We start from the raw sequence: 18,021 nt of genomic DNA, 5'->3' as shown, positions 1-18,021 counted from the left end.
CCCTTCCGCAGTTGCGCTTCACTTCGTTCGCTGTGGTCAGCTCACGGCGGGACTTTCACCCACAAGAGTGCGCCCATGCTGGGCGCACAAAAAAACGGCGCGTATCGAACGCGCCGTTTTTTTATTCCAAGCCGGCTTATTCAGCCAGGCGTTTCTCCAGTTCGGCCTTGGTGGCCACCAGCTCTTGCGGCAGGTGGTATTCCAGGCGCTCGAACAATTCGCTGTGCAACTTCAGCTCGTCCAGCCACGCCGCCTTGTCGATCGAGGTGATGGTGTCGAACTGCTCTTGCGTGAACGGCAGGCCGTCCCAGTTCAAGTCGCCGAACTGCGGCGTGGTGCCGAAGACGTTCTCGACGCCGCCGGCGCTGCCTTCGATGCGCTCCAGCATCCACTTCAGCACGCGCATGTTGTCGCCGAAGCCGGGCCAGACGAACTTGCCGGCTTCGTCGGTGCGGAACCAGTTGACGCAGTAAATCTTTGGCAGCGCGGCCGGGTTGATCGCGCCGATCTTCTCGCCCATGTTGAGCCAGTGTTGGAAATAGTCGCTCATGTTGTAACCGATGAACGGCAGCATGGCGAACGGATCGCGGCGCACGACGCCCATCTGGCCGGCTGCGGCGGCGGTGGTTTCCGAACCCATCGTCGCGGCCATGTAGACGCCCTCGACCCAGTTGCGCGCCTCGGTCACCAGCGGCACGGTGGTGGAGCGGCGGCCGCCGAAGATGAAGGCCGAGATCGGCACGCCGGCCGGATCGTCCCAGGCCGGGTCGATCACCGGGTTTTGCGTGGCGGCGACGGTGAAGCGGGCGTTCGGATGCGAGGCCTTGGTGCCGCCGGCCGGGGTCCAGTCCTTGCCCTGCCAGTCGATCAGGTGGGCCGGGGCTTCCTTGGTCAGGCCTTCCCACCAGACGTCGCCGTCGTCGGTCAGCGCGACGTTGGTGAAGATGGTGTTTTCATGCATCGACGCCATGCAGTTGGAGTTGGTCTTGGTGTTGGTGCCCGGGGCCACGCCGAAGTAACCCGCTTCCGGGTTGATCGCGTACAGGCGGCCGTCGGCGCCCGGCTTGATCCAGGCGATGTCGTCGCCGATGGTCGTCACTTTCCAGCCGTTGAAGCTGGCCGGCGGGATCAGCATGGCGAAGTTGGTCTTGCCGCAGGCCGAAGGGAAGGCCGCCGCGACGTAGTGCTTCTTGCCTTCCGGCGATTCGACGCCGAGGATCAACATGTGTTCGGCCAGCCAGCCGGTGCCGCCGGCCTGGGCTTCCTGGTGCCCCATGTTCGAGGCGATGCGCAGCGCGAAGCATTTCTTGCCCAGCAGCGCGTTGCCGCCGTAGCCGGAGCCGTAGGACCAGATTTCGCGGGTTTCCGGGAAATGCACGATGTACTTGGTGGCGTTGCACGGCCATTTGACGTCCTTCTGGCCGGCCGCCAGCGGCGCGCCGACGCTGTGCACGCACGGCACGAAGGCGCCGTCGGTACCCAGCACGTCGTAGACCGCGCGGCCCATGCGCGTCATGATTTTCATGTTGACGGCGACGTAAGGCGAATCGGACAGTTCGACGCCGATGTGGGCGATCGGCGAGCCCAGCGGACCCATCGAGAACGGCACCACATACATCGTGCGGCCGACCATGCAAGCGTCGAACAGGCCGTTGAGGGTGCCGCGCATTTCGGTCGGCTCGGTCCAGTTGTTGGTCGGGCCGGCCTCTTCCTTGGTGGCCGAGCAGATGTAGGTGCGGTCTTCGACGCGGGCGACGTCGCTCGGGTCGGAGCAGGCCAGGTAGGAATTCGGGCGCTTCGCGTCGTTCAGCCGGGTCATGGTGCCGCTGGCAACCATTTCGGCGCACAGGCGGTCGTATTCCTCCTGCGAACCATCGCACCAGTAGATACGGTCCGGTTTGGTCAGCGATGCAATTTCTGCAACCCAATTGATCAGTTGTTGTTGTTTAATGTAAGCTGGGACGTTGAGTGCTGCAACGCCACCCATGACGGGCTGATTCATAGTACCTCCAATGCCAATAAAGAAAACTTGTCGTGTTCCGGCACGGCAGGATCGTCGTCAGCCTGTGGCTTGCGCTGCGGCCGTTCGACATCGAACGGGAGTTGCGGTACGGCGGTCATGTCGATTGCGTCCTCGGGACGCACACCCCAATAATGTGATCGGGCTGGTGGAACGTATTGCGTGAACTCATACACTGCGAATTCTAAAAATTGTCGGCGATTGTACACCTGCCAATACCCGTTTAAAGCAAAAATGTAGTAGAAATGGTTGACTAATGTAGTAGGCTATTCAAAATTTTTCCAATACCGTTATTTCGCTACCAAATTCTATTTAAGATCGGCCAACTACGATGAAAATCGCGATTCTCGATGATTACCAGGATTGCATCCGCGATCTCGACAGCTTCAAATTGTTGGACGGGCACGACGTTAAAGTGTTCACCAATTCGATCCGCGGCATGGGCCAGCTGGCGATCCGGCTGGCGCCGTACGACGCGCTGGTGCTGATCCGCGAGCGCACCAGCCTGAACCGCGCGTTGCTGGCGAAGTTGCCGAATCTGCGGCTCGTTTCGCAGACCGGCAAGGTGGCCGGCCACATCGACGTGGCCGCCGCGACCGAGCTGGGCATCGCCATCGCCGAGGGCGTCGGCTCGCCCACCGCGCCGGCCGAACTGACCTGGGCGCTGATCATGGCGGCGCAGCGCAAGATCGTGCCCTACGCCAGCAATTTGAAGGACGGCTTGTGGCAGATGGTCTCGACCCACCAGCCGGCCAACACGCTGGGCACGGTGCTGAAGGGGCGCACGCTGGCGATCTGGGGCTACGGCAAGATCGGCCAGCTGATCGCCGGCTACGGCCGCGCCTTCGGCATGCCGGTCTTGGTATGGGGCAGCCAGGCCAGCCGCGACGCGGCGGTGGCGGCCGGCGACCGGGCGGCCGCGTCGCGCGAGGCGTTCTTCGAGCAAGCCGACGTGCTCAGCCTGCACCTGCGCCTGAACGACGCCACCCGGGCGCTGGTGACGGCCGACGACCTGGCGCGGATGAAGCCGGGCGCGCTGTTCGTCAACACCAGCCGCGCCGAACTGGTGGCGGACGGCGCGTTGGAGGCGGCGCTGCGCCTGGGCAAGCCGGGCGGCGCCGCGCTGGACGTGTTCAACACCGAACCGCTGGCGGCCGACTCGCCGCTGCTGCGCATGCCCAACGTGCTGGCCACGCCGCATCTGGGCTATGTCGAGAAGGACAGCTACGAGTTGTATTTTCAATACGCGTTGCAAAACGTCGCCGATTTCGCCAACGGCGCGTGCAGCCGCGTACTCAACCCCGGATACCAGGCGAACCGGCGCGGCTGACGCGCCGCCGGCCTCGTTTTACACCAACGGCACAGAGCCGGGGTCGGGGCCTGTGGTTTAAGGGCAAGCCAACAAGCTGCCCCTAGCGCAACACCGGCACACCAGTCAGGTTAAGCGCCGGCGCCGGCATCACATGCACGCCGGACCACAGGCCGGCCCAGCCGGGCGGCCACGCCAGCGCCGGGCCGGCGTACACCGGCAGGCTGGCGCGCACCGCGATCACCGGCACCGGCGGCATCTGCTGCAACGGCGCGCCGGCGGGGCGCTGCATGTCGAGGCTGTACATATATCCCGGCAACAGGGCGTCGCAGACGCCGCCGAACCAGACGCTGTGGTCTTCGTCGCGCCCGAGCGCGCGCGCCAGGCCCTGCGGATCGAACTTGGCCAGCGCGTGGATCAGCTCCTCGGTCGAGGCGCCCGGCGTGTCGCCCCAGCCCATCACCGGGTTGACGTTGTAGTCGGCGCCGGAGCCGTACCAGCCCTCGCGCCAGGGCCGCTGCATCCAGTCGCGCGTGCCGGTGAACAGGTGCCAGCGCCAGTGCAGCCCGGACGGCTTCGGCCACGAGTACAAATACAGGCGCTGGTAGCCGGCCCGGTGCAGCTCGCGCACCATCGCCATCAGGCGCGCGTGCGGCATGCGGTCGGGCGGCGCGCGGCGGAACAGGATCGCCTCGCCGTCGGCGAACTGCACCGCGTCGGTCGACAAGTTCAGGTCGAGGGTGCGCGCCTCGCTGCCGAAACGGGCGGCGATCCAGCCGGTCAACAAGTTGACCGACGTGATGACGCCGTAGCCGCGATGGCGGTGGAAAATGACGGTACCTGCGGCGAGCGCTTTCATACGTATGAACCGGGCAAAGAAGCTAGTGTACGCACAGTTCGGCGAATTTTCCAGACCGGCGCGGCGAACCGTATGACGCCGCGCAGGCTACACGGCGGCCTCGCTTCACGTTATGATTCGCCTCATTCTCCACTGACATCGTGACCTCATCATGACACTGCGCATCCTCGCCACCGGCGGCACTTTCGACAAGCACTACAACGAACTCAACGGCGTGCTCGGCTTCCGTGACAGCCAGTTGCCGGCCGCGATCGCGCGCGCGCGCATCACGGTGCCCGTGGAGCTGGAGCAATTGACGCTGCTGGACTCGCTCGACATGGTCGACGCCGACCGCGCGCGCATCCTGGCGTCGTGCGCCGCCGCGCCGGAAAAGGCCATCGTCATCGTCCACGGCACCGACACCATGCCGCTGACGGCGGCGGTGCTGGGCGCGGCCAAGTTGGAGCGCACCGTGGTGCTGACCGGCGCGATGATCCCGTATGAAATAGACAATTCGGACGCGCTGTTCAACCTCGGCTTCGCCTGCGCCGCCGCGCAGATCCTCGCCGCCGGCGTATACGTGGCGATGAACGGGCAGATTTTCGCCTGGGACAACGTGCAGAAGAACCGCGCCGCCGGCGTGTTCCAGCCCTTGTAATTGACGCGACAGCCCGCCGTATGACGCTGAGGCATAAAAAAGCCCGCTTGCGCGGGCTTTTTTATGTGCGGGACGGCAACGGCGCGCTTACGCGGTCGCTTCGCCGCCCAGCGCTTCCACGACATCGGCCATCAACTTGCTCAGTTCACCCGTCATCAGCATCACATCGCCGTCGAAACGCTCGTCGTCGTTCTTGGTGCTGGACTCGGTTTCCTTGATCACGTCGAGCGGCTTGATGCTCTTGATCGCCAGCGACTCGGTCAGCACGAAGGAAATCTTGTCGTTCCACGTCATCGCCAGGCGGGTGCACTGCTTGCCGGCGGCGATGTGGCGGCGCACGTCGTCCGCCTCCAGCGTGTGGCGCACGTAGCGCACGGTCGCCTTGCTCTCGCCGGTGGCGCGCAATTCGGTATCCATGTCGACGGTGAAGCCGCTCGGGGCGTCGTCGGCCTGCAGCCATTCGGTCATCACCGCAACCGGCGAACGCTGCACGCGCAGGCTCTCCAACGGCAGCTTATCGACGGCTTTCAGCAGTAACTTGATCACTTCGTCGGCCTTCGCCGGACTGGCGGCGTCCACCACCAGCCAGCCGTTGACCGGGTCGATCCAGGTCCAGACGTTGCTGCGGATGCTGAAGGCACGCGGCAGCAGCTCGTCGGCGACGCGCTCTTTGAGTTCCTTCATCGCCTTCTTGCCCGGCGCGAAGCCCTGGGCTTCTTCCATCTCGGCGGCGCGCGCCTTGGCAACCTGGTTGATCACGGTGGCCGGCAGCAGTTTCTTTTCGGTGCCGAGCAGGATTAACATTTGTTTGTTGACCACGTGAACCAAGGTGCCGTTGTTACGCGGCGAATCCCAACCCTGGCGCATCAGATCCATGCTGGTGGCCGGCGTAAAGGTGTTCGACGCGAGCGCCGCTTCCAGTTGTTCCGGGGTATAGGCCCAAGGAGCGGGCAGACGGTAAATTTGGAGATTCTTGAACCACATAGTTTTGTCTTCCGTTGTTTCAGTAGTGCCAGGGGAATGCCATTTTACACGGTCGCGGCGACGCGACGGAGTTGATTGGCACCATCAAAAAACCGTCCGGGCGACGCTGGCGCGACGCTCAGACCTGCGCTTCATGGTCGAACAGCGACAGTTGCACGACGTTGACCGCCTCGCCCAGGCGCACGCCGCAGCCGAGCAGCCGCACCGGCTGGCGGCCGCGCTGGTAACCGGTGTCGAGCAATTTCTCGAACTGCGCCAGCAGCGGCGCCGTCCCCACGCATTCCACCGTCGTCTGGTGGAAATCGGCGAAGCGCACCTTCACGTACAGCTTTTGCACATGCTGCCCGGCGCCGGCGCGCTGGATACGCTCCAGCAAGCTCTCGAACAAGTCCGGCAGCAGACCCAGGCACGCGGCCAGGTCGGGCACGTCGGGCGTGTACGTTTCCTCGACGCTCACCGACTTGCGCTCATGCGAGTTGCACACGGCGCGCGTGTCGATGCCTCGGCACAACTGGAACAGGCGCAGGCCGAAACGGCCGAAATGGCGGTCCAGGTCGTGTTCGCTCCACGCACGCAGGTCGCCGCAGGTGTGCGCGCCCAGCGCGTTGAGTTTGGCCGCGGTGACCTTGCCAACGCCAAACAGCTTTTTCACCGGCAGCGCGGCGACGAAGGCGTCGACCTCGTCCGGGCGTACCAGGAACAGGCCGTCGGGTTTGTTCCAGTCGCTGGCGATCTTGGCGACGAATTTGTTGTTGGCGACGCCCGCCGAGGCGGTGATACCGACCGTTGCCTTGATGCGCGCGCGGATTTCCTGGGCGATCAAGGTGGCGCTGCCCTTGCAGTGGGGCGTGTCGGTGACGTCGAGGTAAGCCTCGTCGAGCGAGAGCGGCTCGACCAGGTCGGTATAGTCGCGGTAGATCGCCAGGATCTGGCGCGACGCGATCCGGTATTTTTCCATCGCCGGCGGCAGCACGATCAGACCGGGACAGCGCTGCAGGGCCTGCGCCGTGGCCATCGCCGAATGGATGCCGAAGCGGCGCGCCTCGTAGTTGCAGGTGGCGACGACGCCGCGCTGATCGGCGCGGCCGCCGACCGCCACAGGCAAGCCCAGCAAGGCGGGATTGTCGCGCATCTCCACCGCCGCGTAGAAACAGTCGCAGTCGCAATGGATGATTTTTCGGTCGGGGGCATTCAATCGCAATTCGCCGTGGCTGTGACTACCCCGGCTGCGGGGCAATATACTGTAAATGCATACAGTATTACCTGAAATACAAATTGCCGCAAGCCTCAGAAACGTTGAGGTCGGCGCTCGACATGAAGGTTCTTGCATTTGATCCATTGCCCGGCGACGGAGTTTGCCTAGCCGGCGGCAAGCAAACCCTTATGTCGAGACCCGCCCCCGCGGTTGTCGTATTGCCCGGGCGTCAGCTTGCTCCGCGCTTGACCCCGCACACCACCAGCAGGCCGCCGAGTAGCAGGCTGGCCGCCAGCATGTACATGCCGGTGGCGGTACTGTGGGTGGCGTCCTTGATGGCGCCGACCAGGTAGGGGCTGGCGAAGCCGGCCAGGTTGCCGATCGAATTGATCATGGCGATACCGGCGGCCGCCGCCGTGCCCGTCAGCAGCGCCGTCGGCAGGCTCCAGAACAGCGGCAGCGTCGACAGGATGCCGGCCGTGCCGACGCTGAGCGCCGCCATCGCCACCACGGTGTTGTCGGCGTAGATGGTCGAGACGACCAGTCCGGCGCAGCCGGCCAGCGCCGACCAGGCCGCGTGCCAGCGCCGCTCGCCGCTGCGGTCGGAATGGCGCGCCACCAGCACCATCGTCAGCGCCGCCACGGTGTACGGAATCGCCGTCAGCAGGCCGACGTCGAAGACGTCCTTGACGCCGGTGTTTTTGATCAATTGCGGCAGCCAGAAGCTGACGCCGTACAGCCCCATGACGAAGCAGAAGTAGACCAGCGCCAGCAGCCACACCTTGCCGCTGCCAAACACCTGGCGCAGGCTCATCGCGGCCTTGCCCTGCGCCTCGGCGCGGATGCCGCGTTCGAGCACTTGCTTCTCGTCTTCGGCCAGCCACTTCGCCGAGCGGATGTCGTCGTCCAGGTAGAACAGCGTCCAGACGCCGATCAGCACCGACGGCACGCCTTCGAGCAGGAACAGCCATTGCCAGCCGGCCAGGCCGGACTGGCCGGCGAAGCGCTTCATGATCCAGCCCGACAGCGGCCCGCCGACGATGCCGGCCACCGCCACCGCGCTCATGAACAGGGCGATGATGCGGGCGCGCCGCCGCGCCGGATACCAGTACGTCAGGTACAGGATCACGCCGGGGAAGAAGCCGGCCTCCGCCACGCCGAGCAGGAAGCGCAACGCGTAGAAGGTGGTGGCGTCGTCGGCCAGCATCAGCGCCGATGAGATCAGACCCCAGGTGATCATGATGCGGGCGATCCAGATGCGCGCGCCGGTCTTGCTCATCAAGAGATTGGACGGCACTTCGAACAGGAAGTACCCGATGAAGAAAATGCCGGCGCCGATGCCGTACACGGTGTCGCTAAATTGCAGGTCGGCCTGCATTTGCAGTTTGGCGAAGCCGACGTTGACGCGGTCCAGGTAGGCCGCCACGTAACACAGGAACAGGAATGGCACCAGGCGCCAGCTGACCTTCGCGTATACCGCATCTTCATTGCTGCTCATCTGCCGTCCTTTATTGTCGTTGTCGTTTTATGGCGCGGGTCCGAAAGAACTTCGTTTTTCCGTAGTGCGGCTCTACAATATTGACACAAAATTATTTAAGGAGTACGCGTGTCTTCGTTAAAAATTTCTGCCCGCACTATCTCGACCCTCGCCATGACGCTGGCGGCCGCCGGCCCGGCGTCGGCCGCCGGCCTGGGCACGGCGGCGGCGCCGCCCGTCGCGGCCAAGAGCGCCTTGCAGGAAACCCGCCACGGCGAAATCGTCACCGACGACTACCGCTGGCTGCACAAGAAGGAGTCGACGCAGGTCATCGATTACCTGAACGCGGAAAACGCCTACACCGAGGCGATGACGGCCGCCATCCAGCCGCTGGCCGACAAGCTGTACGGCGAGATCAAGGGGCGCATGCAGGAAGTCGACCTGTCGGTGCCGACCCGGCGCGGCGCCTACTACTACTACACCCGCACCGAGGCGGGCCAGCAATACCCGATCAACTGCCGCCGCCGCGCCGGCGCCGACCTGGGCTACGACGACAAGGCGCCCGAGCAGGTACTGCTGGACCAGAACAAGCTGGCGCAGGGCCACAAGTTTTTCGCGGTCGACGCTTTTTCCGTCAGCCCGAACGAGCGTTTCCTGGCCTACACCACCGACACCACCGGCTACCGCCAATTCCAGTTGCACATCCTCGACCTGCAGACCGGCAAGCTACTCAGCGACACCGCGCCGCGCGTGACCACGCTGGCCTGGGCCACCGACAACCGCACCGTGTTCCTGGTGCAGGAAGACGCCACCACCAAGCGTTCCGACCGCTTGCTACGCCTGCGCCTGGGCGGCGCGCCGGTCGAGGTCTACTACGAGCCGGTGGAGCAGTTCAGAATGTACGTCGGCGCCACCCGCGACAAGAAATTCATTGAACTCAACATCGTCAGCACCGACACCACCGAGGTGCGCCTGCTGCCGGCGCAGCGGCCGCAGGCGTCCTTTAGCAGCGTGCTCAAGCGCGAAACCGGCCACCGCTACAGCGTCGAGCACCGCGACGGCCAGCTCTACATCAAGACCAACAAGGACGCCAAGAATTTCCGCCTGGTGCGCGCGCCGCTGAACGCGCCGCAGCCGCGGAACTGGGTCGAGCTGATCGCCCACGACAAGCAGGTGCTGCTGAGCGATGTCGACGTGTTCCGCGACTACCTGGTGGCGCTTGAAAAAGCCAGCGCGCTGAACCGCGCGCGCATCTACGACTTCGCCGCCAAGCAGTGGAAAACCGTGCAGTTCGACGACCCGGTCTACCTGGCGCTGGGCGCCGGCACGCCGGAATACACGGCGACGCGCTACCGCATGTCCTACCAGTCGCCGGTGACGCCACCGATGGTGCTCGACGTCGACATGGGCAGCGGCGCGCGCAGCGTGCTCAAGCAACAGGAAGTGGTCGGCGGCTACGACGCCGGCCGCTACGAAAGCCGGCGCCTGTGGGCCACCGCGCGCGACGGCGTGAAGGTGCCGCTGTGGACCGTCTACAAAAAGGGCGTCAAGCTGGACGGCTCGGCGCCGCTGCTGCTGTACTCGTACGGCTCCTACGGCATCCCGATGGAGGCGGGCTTCTCGCTTAACCGCATCAGCCTGCTCGAACGCGGCGTCGTCTACGTGCAGGCGCAGATCCGCGGCGGCACCGAGCTGGGCGAGTCCTGGCACGACGACGGCATGCTGATGAAGAAGAAAAACACCTTCAACGACTTCGTCGACAGCGCCGACTACCTGGTGCGGGAAAAATGGACCAGCCCGGAGCGCCTGATCATCGAGGGCGGCAGCGCCGGCGGCCTGCTGATGGGCGCGGTGGTCAACATGCGCCCCGAGCTGTTTCGCGCGGTGCACGCGGCCGTGCCCTTCGTCGACGTGATGAACACGATGATGGACGCCAGCCTGCCCCTGACCACCGGCGAATACCTGGAATGGGGCGACCCGAACCAGAAGGCCGCCTATGACTACATGAAGAGCTACTCGCCGTACGACAACATCGAGCGCAAGGCCTACCCGGCGATGCTGGTGACCACCGGCCTGAACGACAGCCAGGTGATGTATTGGGAGCCGGCCAAGTACGTCGCCAAGTTACGCGCCTTCAAGACCGACGCCCAGCCGCTGCTGCTCAAAACCAATATGGGCGCCGGCCACGGCGGCGCGTCCGGGCGCTACAACGCCATCGGCGAGAAAGCCTTCCAGATGGCGTGGATGCTGTCGCAGTGGGGCATCGCCGAATAGGTCTAGGGGGCCGTCTCAGGTTTTTCTTGAAAAAAGCCCTTGCGGGCGACGCCGGGCGCCCCCTATAATAGCGGCACTTCAGACGTGGTGACAAACGTCGGATGGTTTTCTAAGGTAAGCAGCTGGGGGCTTAGCTCAGTTGGTAGAGCGGCGCCCTTACAAGGCGTAGGTCGGGAGTTCGAGCCTCTCAGCCCCCACCAGCGCAGAAAATCATTCATGCTTTATGGATCGGAGTACAGATCAAACAAGCTTGGAGTGGTAGTTCAGTTGGTTAGAATACCGGCCTGTCACGTCGGGGGTCGCGGGTTCGAGTCCCGTCCACTCCGCCAATTTATAAGGGCCCGATTCGTCGGGCCCTTATTCCGTTTTCAGCGTCTTTTTCAGCTCCCCTCGCAGATCCGCGATCGCCCGCGCCACGCGCCGCGGCAAGTCGGCTTGGCACGGCCCTGTGGTTTTTTCCACGCAAGATTTTCGTGTGTGCGCACGGCAACTCCAAAAACAGACGACAATGAGCGGGCATATCCACCGCCCGGAGTTTCCTTGATGTTTGCCTTCCTGAAATCGCCCGCGCTGACGCCGCGCCTGCACCGCCTGCGCGAGTCGGCCCTGTTCGCCGCGCTGACGCCACTTGAACTGCGCACCGTCGACAGCGTGCTGCACGAACGCAGCTTCCTGGCCGACGAAATCGTCTTCGACGAGGGCGAGGACGGCCAGGCCTTGTACCTGGTCATGGCCGGGCGCGTGCTGATCAGCCGGCGCCAGGAAAGCGGCGTCGAAGTGGTGGCCGAACTGTCGGCCGGCGCCTTCTTCGGCGACCTGGCCCTGCTCGACGACTCGCCGCGCAGCGCCCAGGCGCGCGCCCAGGGCGACTGCCAACTGGCGGTGTTCTTCCGCGCCGACTTCCTGGCGCTGATGGAAACGGACGCCGTCATCGGCTACAAGGTCGCACTGGCCCTGGCGCGCCACATCGGCCAGCGCCTGCGCGACTACATGAGCGGCAATCCGCAAGTCGACGCGCTATGAACCAGCTGACGCAACGCTCCGGCCCGGTGGTCTGGGGCGGCATCATCGGCGCCACCTGCGTGCTGCTGTTCCTGCTCGAACGGATGCTGTGGCTGGCCATCCCCTTCCTGTTCGGCATCATCCTCTACTACATCCTGCTCGGCCCGGCGCAGCGCCTGGTGCGCGCCGGCATGGGCCAAACCCTGGCCGTGCTGACCGTCGTGCTGCTGTTCTTCGCCGTCGTCAGCCTGACCGCGGTGGCCGCCGTGGTCTGGGTCTCGCCGTCGTCGGGCACCTGGCAGGAACTGCTGGCGCGCTACCTGGCCGGCGGCACCGCCTTCGTGCGCGACGCCATCCTGTCGCTGGAACAGAAATTCCCGATCCTGCGGCAGATCCACCTGGGCCGCATCCTCAACCGCCGCATCGCCAACTACAGCGACACCTTCGTGCAGAGCCACCTGACCGGCGTGCTGGTGTCGGTCGCGGCGGCGCTGCCGTCGCTGCTGCTGGCGCCCTTCCTGAGCTTTTTCTTCCTGCGCGACGGCCGCCGCTTCAAGAAATTCCTGATGCGCGCGGTGCCCAACGCCTTCTTTGAAAAAGCCCTGTACCTGCTGCACGAAGTCGACCAGACCGCGCGCAACTACTTCCAGGGCTTGATCAAGCTCACCGTCATCGACACCGCCGTGCTGGCGCTGGGCCTGTGGGCCATCGGCCTGTCGTCGCCGCTGGTGCTGGCGCTGATCTCGGCGCTGCTGGCCTGGGTGCCCTTCGTCGGCTCCATCGTCGGCTGCGTGATGGTGGTCATGGTCGCCTCGACCGACGCGCCGGCCTCGCCGCTGGTGGCCTACAGCGCCATCGGCGTGTTCGTGCTGGTGCGCCTGCTCGACGACTTCATCTTCATGCCGATGACGCTGGGACGCAGCCTGCACATCCACCCTTTGATCAGCGTGCTGATGATCTTCGTCGGCGGCGCGGTGGCCGGCGTGGCCGGGCTGATGATGGTGCTGCCGCTGCTGGGCGTGGTGATGGTGGTCGGCGAAACCATGGGCCGGCTGATCACCAACCCGCGCCTGCGCGCGCGCCACCGCAACGCCCTGGCGCTACGCGCGCGCCAGGCCAGCGCCGACCTGGCGCTGTAGGCGCCGGCGCCGGTGCTAAGGCTTGGCCGGCCCGCGGGTTTGGCCGCGCAACCAGGCCAATGCCGCGTCGACATGCGGCCCGTGTATATGGCCCGCGCTTCGGACCAGATGATAGGTGTGCCCGGGTATGCTCGGGCCAAACGGCTGCGTCAGGCGCCCGGCCGCGATGTCGTCCGCCACCAGCTCAAGGCTCAGCAGTGCAATTCCCTGGCCGGCCAATGCCGCCTGGATGGCGTGGCCCTCGTCCGAAAAGAGCAGCCGACCGTGGCGTGCCTGCCAAGGTAAGCCCGCTGCCGCGAACCAGTTCTTCCAAGTAGGGTTGAGCGGATGCTCCTGGGTCCACTTGAAATCGATCAACGGCACCCGGTCCAGATCCGCCGTTCCCAATGTTCCCAGCCGGGGGCTGGACACCGGCGCGAAGCGGTCGGCGAACAGCGGCTCCGCCACCATGCCGGGATACGGCCCTCGCCCGTAGCGAATCGCCACGTCGGCGACATCGGACCCAAGATCGACCGCCTGGTCGGACGCGTTCAGCTCCAGGTCGATTTCGGGATACAACTTTCGGAAGTCCGCCACCCGTGGCGCCAACCAGCGCGCCATAAACGCGTTGGTAGCCGAGATGATGACCCGGCGGCGCGGCTGCGCCGATCCCAGGCGCTGCAGGACCGCCTCGACAGCATTGAAACCGTCGCGCAGCACCGGATACAGCTCCACCCCGGCGTCGGTCAAGACCACTTTGCGCACCTGCCGCTCGAACAGCGCCAGGCCGGTGTATTCCTCGAGAAAGCGAATCTGATGGCTGATCGCCGTCGGCGTGACGGCAAGTTCATTGGCGGCGCGCTTGAAGCTGCCATGGCGGGCCGCCGCTTCAAACGCGCGTAGTGCCGAGAGTGGTGGGAGTCGCCGCATGGATGTACAGGTGAAAATAATGCATGTTATGCCTGACAACTGAACGTTTGTCAACGCAGCGGCGCAGGCCTATCTTCTCCCTGCGGCCCTGGCACAGCGCGCACTCCTCCACTTATGAAAGACGTAAATCATGCTCGAACAAATCATTACCCAACCGGACAACTACGCACCCTTCCTGCTTTCTCAAGCGATCAAATTCGGCGATTTGCTGTTCGTCTCCGGTCAAGCGGGCGCCGGCGACGATGGCAACATTGTCGCCGGCGGTTTCCGCGCCCAGGGAGAGCAGGCGTTCGCCAACCTCGAGCGCGCGCTCGAAGCCGGCGGCTCGAGCCTGAAAGACGTCATCAAGGTGACGATCTTCGTGACCGATATGGGCAACTTCAAGGAGGTGGTGGAACTGCGCCGCCAGTTCTTCGCGGCGCCCTATCCGGCCGACACCATTGCCGAGATCAAGGCCCTGTACGATCCGGCGGCCATGATAGAGATCGAGGCCATCGCCGCTGTGCGTCCGAACGCCGGGAGCTGATATGCGTACCACCGCTACGCATGGGGACCTCGTGTCGCTTGGGCGCGGCGCGCTGACCCACCCGGACTGGCCGGCGCGGGTGCTGCGCGGCGCGGCGCTCGACGAATTCGACGGCGCGGCCCTGTCCCCGGTGGCCGACCTGGCGAATGAAGATCGGCGCCATGCGGAGCGCACGCGCGCGACTGGCGGAAATCCTTGAGGTACGATTAGACAAGCCGGAACGGCCCTGGGGCGGTTCCGGCTTTGTCGTCGCGGCAGCGGCTTAGGCGGTCATGGCCTGCTTTTCCGCCGACTCCTCAACCACTTCGTCGTCGTCCGAGCGGATCAGGTGGTCGAAGGCGCTCAGCGCGGCCTTCGCGCCTTCGCCCACGGCGATGACGATCTGCTTGTACGGCACCGTCGTCACGTCGCCGGCGGCGAACACGCCGGGGATCGAGGTCTGGCCGCGGGCGTCGACTTCAATCTCGCCGTGGCGCGACAGGGCCAGCGTGCCCTTGAGCCATTCGGTGTTCGGCACCAGGCCGATTTGCACGAACACCCCTTCCAGCTCGACCCGCTTGAGCTCGTCGTTGGCGCCACCGTTGCGGTCCTTGTAGCTCAGCGCGTTGACCTTGCTCCCGTCGCCGTGGATCTCGGTGGTGGCCGCCGAGGTGATCACGGTGACGTTGCGCAGGCTGTGCAACTTGCGCTGCAGCACCGCGTCGGCGCGCAGTTCGGCGCCGAACTCGATCAGGGTCACATGCTTGACCAGGCCGGCCAGGTCGATCGCCGCCTCGACGCCGGAGTTGCCGCCGCCGATCACCGCCACGCGCTTGCCCTTGAACAACGGACCGTCGCAATGCGGGCAATACGCGACGCCGTGGTTGCGGTACTGCTGCTCGCCCGGCACGTTGATTTCCCTCCAGCGCGCGCCGGTCGCCAGCACCACCGACTTGGCCTTGAGCACGGCGCCGTTGGCGGTGGTGATTTCGATCAACCTGCCCGGCACCAGCTTGGCGGCGCGCTGCATGTTCATGATGTCGACTTCATACGACTTCACGTGCTGTTCCAGCGCGATGGCGAAATGCGGGCCGTCGGTTTCCTTGACGGACACGAAGTTCTCGATCGCCAGGGTGTCGAGCACCTGGCCGCCGAAACGCTCGGCCAGCACGCCGGTGCGGATACCCTTGCGGGCCGCGTAAATCGCCGCCGCCGCGCCGGCCGGGCCGCCGCCGACGATCAGCACGTCGAACACGTCCTTCTTGCTTAGCTGCTCGGCCTGGCGGGCGCCGGCGTTGCTGTCGAGCTTGGCGAGGATCTCTTCCACGCCGGAACGGCCCTGGCCGAACACGGCGCCGTTCAGGTAGATGGTCGGCACCGCCATGATCTGGCGCGCCTCGACCTCGGCCGGGAAGACGCCGCCGTCAATGGTCACGGCGCGGATGCGCGGGTTGATGATCGACATCACGTTCAGCGCCTGCACCACCTCCGGACAGTTCTGGCACGTCAGGGAGATATAGGTTTCAAAGGCGTAATCGCCGTCGAGGTTGCGGATCTGTTCGATCGTCGCCTGGTCCAGCTTGACCGGGTGGCCGCCCACTTGCAGCAGCGCCAGCACCAGCGAGGTGAATTCATGGCCCATCGGGATGCCGGCGAAACGCACGCCCACATCGGATCCGGCACGGTTGATGCTAAACGACGGCTTGCGCTCGGCGTCGTCGCGGCGTTCCACCAGCGTGATGCGCTCGCTCAACAGGTCGATTTCCTGGAGCAGTTCACGCAATTCCACCGATTTGGCGCTGTCATCGAGAGACGCGACGATCTCAATCGGCTGCACGACCTTTTCCAAATAGGCTTTCAACTGGGCTTTGAGGGTGGCGTCTAACATGATGTTTTCCTTGTTTTTTACAGATTTGGTGATGCCGCGAGCGTTTTTTCACAAGCAAAGGCAGGGGCTGGGGTCGGACCCCTGGCGCCAAGGCGAGAAGGCCCGACCCCGCATATACGCCGTTGGTGCTGAGTACGCTAACGGCATCGACACTACTATTGCTGCGACTGCTTAGATCTTGCCGACCAGGTCCAGCGATGGGGTCAGGGTGGCTGCGCCTTCGGTCCATTTCGCCGGGCACACTTCGCCCGGATGCGACGCGACGTATTGCGCCGCCTTGACTTTGCGCAGCAGTTCGGAAGCGTCGCGGCCGATGCCGTTGTCATGCACTTCCAACACTTTGATCTGGCCTTCTGGATTGATGACGAAGGTGCCGCGCAGCGCCAGGCCTTCTTCTTCGATCAACACTTCGAAGTTGCGCGACAGCACGGTGGTTGGGTCGCCGATCAACGGGTAGTTCACTTTCTTGATCGCGTCCGACGTGTCGTGCCACGCCTTGTGGGCGAAATGCGTGTCGGTCGAGATGCCGTAGATTTCCACGCCCATCTTTTGGAATTCGGCGTAGTTGTTGGCCAAGTCTTCCAGTTCGGTCGGGCAGACGAAGGTGAAGTCGGCCGGGTAGAACACGAATACCGACCATTTGCCCTTCAGGGACTCTTCGCTCACTTCGACGAATTTGCCGTTGTGGTAGGCGGTTGCTTTGAACGGTTTAACTTGTGTGTTGATGAGAGACATTGTTGTTTCCTCGTGGGTGGTGAATCAATGAACGTAGTTTACGGTGTTTTCATTCATATGCAAAATTGATTGTTACAATAGTTTTGATTTGTTTTGACTATCGCTACCGCATACGACGAACAGTATTATCCCTGTTCCTGGTCTTTCGGGAAGCGGCCGCCGGAAATGCTGGCGGGCCGCGGGGCAGATCTAAGTGCTGGCGATCAATCTTTCAGATCGGCCGGCACCTTGCCGCCGTTGGCGGCCAGCTTGTTCATGACCTGGCGGTGCAGCCAGATGTTCATCGACGCGGAGTCGTTGGTGTCGCCGCTGAAGTGCAGCTCCTGCGCCAGTTCCTTGCGCGCGCTCATGCTGCTGTCGAGGTCGAGCAGCTTGAGCAGGTCGACGATGGAGGTGCGCCAGTTGAGTTTCTCGGCGCGCGCCTCGGCCTTGCCGTTGAGCAGGGCCTCGACATCGACCTCTTCCATTGCAACCGGCGCCGGAGCGGTCTGGCCAGGCGCGGCGGCCGTTGGTGTGGCGGCGGGGCCACCGGCTGGCGCTGGGGCAGTAGCGGCCGGGGCGTCGCGGTGGAAAATTTTGTTGAAAATATTGCTGAGCATACCCATAAAAACACCTCGAAAAAAAGTGGAGTGGATGAAGCCTCTGCAGAAGGGATGTACGTTGGGATTCGCCGCTAAGAGCAGGGCTTGCGCAGAGGCGTGGCAAGGACAAGCGCGGAAAACTACGCGCTACCTCCCCACTAACATTGTACTGAATGCCATATTTTCAAGGTGAATTCTTCACCGGCCAGCGCTGGCGGCCAGCCCACGGCGCCAATCCGCCGCGTCGCCCCTCCTGCCGACAGCACTCCACCGGTCGCTTAACTACACTTCGACACCCCCGCGCCTGCCACCTGCCTCACCAAATCGCGATAGTTCCTTACAGTAAACTTTGTTAAATTTATCATCTTTCTGATATACTATTCACCTGCCATCGACATACACCCCCACGCGGGCAATCCACCCAAGTTAAGGATTTTCCAACCTTTTAACATGGTTTTTGGGCCATGTGCTTGTGCGGCTTCGGCCTGGCTTTGCGTGTTTTGGATA

17 protein-coding genes and 2 tRNA genes are annotated in these 18,021 nt (G+C 64.1%); 9 read left to right on the top strand and 10 right to left on the bottom strand.

Features of this window, described 5'->3' with window-relative positions; translation table 11 throughout:
- Positions 1-136 precede the first annotated feature (136 nt).
- Entirely contained in the window at positions 137-2,002 is a 1,866-nt protein-coding gene (locus ACFDR9_RS22705; RefSeq protein ID WP_409032453.1) for a phosphoenolpyruvate carboxykinase (GTP), read from the bottom strand.
- Positions 1,999-2,121, bottom strand: a complete 123-nt coding sequence (locus tag ACFDR9_RS22700; protein WP_269746257.1) for a hypothetical protein — start codon at positions 2,119-2,121, stop codon at positions 1,999-2,001. The genes ACFDR9_RS22705 and ACFDR9_RS22700 overlap by 4 nt, the downstream gene beginning before the upstream one ends.
- A 230-nt stretch (positions 2,122-2,351) precedes the next feature.
- Here ACFDR9_RS22700 and ACFDR9_RS22695 point away from each other — a divergent pair, with 230 nt between their 5' ends.
- Entirely contained in the window at positions 2,352-3,350 is a 999-nt protein-coding gene (locus ACFDR9_RS22695) for a D-2-hydroxyacid dehydrogenase family protein (RefSeq protein ID WP_017878385.1), read from the top strand.
- An 82-nt stretch (positions 3,351-3,432) separates the two neighbouring features.
- Here ACFDR9_RS22695 and ACFDR9_RS22690 read toward each other — a convergent pair whose 3' ends face one another.
- The gene (locus ACFDR9_RS22690) at positions 3,433-4,188 is read right to left on the bottom strand and encodes a hypothetical protein (protein ID WP_017878384.1); all 756 of its coding nucleotides are present in this window, start codon (positions 4,186-4,188) and stop codon (positions 3,433-3,435) included.
- Between the two features lie 151 nt (positions 4,189-4,339).
- Between ACFDR9_RS22690 and ACFDR9_RS22685 the strand changes: the two genes are divergently transcribed.
- The gene (locus tag ACFDR9_RS22685; protein WP_017878383.1) at positions 4,340-4,825 is read left to right on the top strand and encodes an asparaginase domain-containing protein; all 486 of its coding nucleotides are present in this window, start codon (positions 4,340-4,342) and stop codon (positions 4,823-4,825) included.
- An 87-nt stretch (positions 4,826-4,912) separates the two neighbouring features.
- On the opposite strand, the gene ACFDR9_RS22680 is transcribed toward ACFDR9_RS22685, so the two are convergent.
- The 3 genes from ACFDR9_RS22680 to ACFDR9_RS22670 form a co-directional block, all read right to left on the bottom strand.
- Positions 4,913-5,809 carry a recombination-associated protein RdgC gene (locus ACFDR9_RS22680; RefSeq protein ID WP_017878382.1) on the bottom strand — a complete coding sequence of 299 codons (897 nt, stop codon included), beginning with the start codon at positions 5,807-5,809 and terminating at the stop codon, positions 4,913-4,915.
- A 118-nt stretch (positions 5,810-5,927) separates the two neighbouring features.
- Positions 5,928-7,004, bottom strand: coding sequence for a DNA polymerase IV (dinB, locus tag ACFDR9_RS22675; RefSeq protein ID WP_409032452.1), 1,077 nt, complete (start codon positions 7,002-7,004; stop codon positions 5,928-5,930).
- A 229-nt stretch (positions 7,005-7,233) separates the two neighbouring features.
- On the bottom strand, positions 7,234-8,502 hold the full coding sequence (locus ACFDR9_RS22670; RefSeq protein ID WP_017878380.1) for an MFS transporter: 1,269 nt from the start codon (positions 8,500-8,502) through the stop codon (positions 7,234-7,236).
- A gap of 108 nt (positions 8,503-8,610) precedes the next feature.
- Between ACFDR9_RS22670 and ACFDR9_RS22665 the strand changes: the two genes are divergently transcribed.
- The 5 genes from ACFDR9_RS22665 (at position 8,611) to ACFDR9_RS22645 (ending at position 12,896) form a co-directional block, all read left to right on the top strand.
- A complete protein-coding gene (locus ACFDR9_RS22665; protein WP_409032451.1) occupies positions 8,611-10,755 on the top strand; it encodes a S9 family peptidase in 2,145 nt (714 codons plus the stop codon).
- 124 nt (positions 10,756-10,879) lie between these two features.
- Positions 10,880-10,955 (top strand) — tRNA-Val (locus ACFDR9_RS22660).
- Positions 10,956-11,007: 52 nt separating this feature from the next.
- Positions 11,008-11,084 (top strand) — tRNA-Asp (locus ACFDR9_RS22655).
- A 214-nt stretch (positions 11,085-11,298) separates the two neighbouring features.
- The gene (locus ACFDR9_RS22650; RefSeq protein ID WP_017878378.1) at positions 11,299-11,778 is read left to right on the top strand and encodes a cyclic nucleotide-binding domain-containing protein; all 480 of its coding nucleotides are present in this window, start codon (positions 11,299-11,301) and stop codon (positions 11,776-11,778) included.
- Positions 11,775-12,896 (top strand): AI-2E family transporter, encoded by a 1,122-nt coding sequence (locus ACFDR9_RS22645; protein ID WP_017878377.1) that lies wholly within the window; start codon positions 11,775-11,777, stop codon positions 12,894-12,896. The genes ACFDR9_RS22650 and ACFDR9_RS22645 overlap by 4 nt, the downstream gene beginning before the upstream one ends.
- 15 nt (positions 12,897-12,911) lie before the next feature.
- On the opposite strand, the gene ACFDR9_RS22640 is transcribed toward ACFDR9_RS22645, so the two are convergent.
- Complete coding sequence (locus tag ACFDR9_RS22640) at positions 12,912-13,805, bottom strand: LysR substrate-binding domain-containing protein (RefSeq protein WP_409032450.1); 894 nt, start codon at positions 13,803-13,805, stop codon at positions 12,912-12,914.
- Between the two features lie 130 nt (positions 13,806-13,935).
- Here ACFDR9_RS22640 and ACFDR9_RS22635 point away from each other — a divergent pair, with 130 nt between their 5' ends.
- Together ACFDR9_RS22635 and ACFDR9_RS22630 are read left to right on the top strand one after the other, a co-directional pair.
- A complete protein-coding gene (locus ACFDR9_RS22635) occupies positions 13,936-14,331 on the top strand; it encodes a RidA family protein (RefSeq protein WP_409032449.1) in 396 nt (131 codons plus the stop codon).
- A gap of 1 nt (position 14,332) precedes the next feature.
- A complete protein-coding gene (locus tag ACFDR9_RS22630; protein WP_409032448.1) occupies positions 14,333-14,530 on the top strand; it encodes a hypothetical protein in 198 nt (65 codons plus the stop codon).
- Between the two features lie 63 nt (positions 14,531-14,593).
- Here ACFDR9_RS22630 and ahpF read toward each other — a convergent pair whose 3' ends face one another.
- The 3 genes from ahpF to ACFDR9_RS22615 all read right to left on the bottom strand — a co-directional run bounded on the left by ahpF (position 14,594) and on the right by ACFDR9_RS22615 (position 17,538).
- Positions 14,594-16,198, bottom strand: coding sequence for an alkyl hydroperoxide reductase subunit F (ahpF, locus tag ACFDR9_RS22625; protein ID WP_409032447.1), 1,605 nt, complete (start codon positions 16,196-16,198; stop codon positions 14,594-14,596).
- Between the two features lie 171 nt (positions 16,199-16,369).
- Positions 16,370-16,933: an alkyl hydroperoxide reductase subunit C gene (gene ahpC, locus ACFDR9_RS22620; protein WP_017878372.1), complete on the bottom strand. Its 564-nt coding sequence runs from the start codon at positions 16,931-16,933 to the stop codon at positions 16,370-16,372.
- A gap of 203 nt (positions 16,934-17,136) precedes the next feature.
- Positions 17,137-17,538 (bottom strand): DUF3597 domain-containing protein, encoded by a 402-nt coding sequence (locus ACFDR9_RS22615; RefSeq protein WP_409032446.1) that lies wholly within the window; start codon positions 17,536-17,538, stop codon positions 17,137-17,139.
- Positions 17,539-18,021: the final 483 nt, after the last annotated feature.

The sequence above is a fragment of the Janthinobacterium sp. CG_23.3 genome, assembly GCF_046115965.1.
In the GTDB taxonomy this organism is placed as follows: domain Bacteria; phylum Pseudomonadota; class Gammaproteobacteria; order Burkholderiales; family Burkholderiaceae_D; genus Janthinobacterium.
Note: the sequence above shows the minus strand (reverse complement) of the source record. Positions and strands in the feature narration are given on the sequence as shown.

Excerpts from the sequence above, each read along its gene's own strand:
- ACFDR9_RS22695 (WP_017878385.1), top strand. The coding sequence starts at position 2,352 with ATGAAAATCGCGATTCTCGATGATTACCAGGATTGCATCCGCGATCTC.
- ACFDR9_RS22680 (WP_017878382.1), bottom strand. The coding sequence starts at position 5,809 with ATGTGGTTCAAGAATCTCCAAATTTACCGTCTGCCCGCTCCTTGGGCC.
- ACFDR9_RS22690 (WP_017878384.1), bottom strand. The coding sequence starts at position 4,188 with ATGAAAGCGCTCGCCGCAGGTACCGTCATTTTCCACCGCCATCGCGGC.
- ACFDR9_RS22705 (WP_409032453.1), bottom strand. The coding sequence starts at position 2,002 with ATGAATCAGCCCGTCATGGGTGGCGTTGCAGCACTCAACGTCCCAGCT.
- ACFDR9_RS22635 (WP_409032449.1), top strand. The coding sequence starts at position 13,936 with ATGCTCGAACAAATCATTACCCAACCGGACAACTACGCACCCTTCCTG.
- ACFDR9_RS22645 (WP_017878377.1), top strand. The coding sequence starts at position 11,775 with ATGAACCAGCTGACGCAACGCTCCGGCCCGGTGGTCTGGGGCGGCATC.
- ACFDR9_RS22670 (WP_017878380.1), bottom strand. The coding sequence starts at position 8,502 with ATGAGCAGCAATGAAGATGCGGTATACGCGAAGGTCAGCTGGCGCCTG.
- ACFDR9_RS22685 (WP_017878383.1), top strand. The coding sequence starts at position 4,340 with ATGACACTGCGCATCCTCGCCACCGGCGGCACTTTCGACAAGCACTAC.
- ACFDR9_RS22640 (WP_409032450.1), bottom strand. The coding sequence starts at position 13,805 with ATGCGGCGACTCCCACCACTCTCGGCACTACGCGCGTTTGAAGCGGCG.
- ACFDR9_RS22700 (WP_269746257.1), bottom strand. The coding sequence starts at position 2,121 with ATGACCGCCGTACCGCAACTCCCGTTCGATGTCGAACGGCCGCAGCGC.
- ahpC (WP_017878372.1), bottom strand. The coding sequence starts at position 16,933 with ATGTCTCTCATCAACACACAAGTTAAACCGTTCAAAGCAACCGCCTAC.
- ACFDR9_RS22615 (WP_409032446.1), bottom strand. The coding sequence starts at position 17,538 with ATGGGTATGCTCAGCAATATTTTCAACAAAATTTTCCACCGCGACGCC.
- ahpF (WP_409032447.1), bottom strand. The coding sequence starts at position 16,198 with ATGTTAGACGCCACCCTCAAAGCCCAGTTGAAAGCCTATTTGGAAAAG.
- ACFDR9_RS22650 (WP_017878378.1), top strand. The coding sequence starts at position 11,299 with ATGTTTGCCTTCCTGAAATCGCCCGCGCTGACGCCGCGCCTGCACCGC.
- ACFDR9_RS22630 (WP_409032448.1), top strand. The coding sequence starts at position 14,333 with ATGCGTACCACCGCTACGCATGGGGACCTCGTGTCGCTTGGGCGCGGC.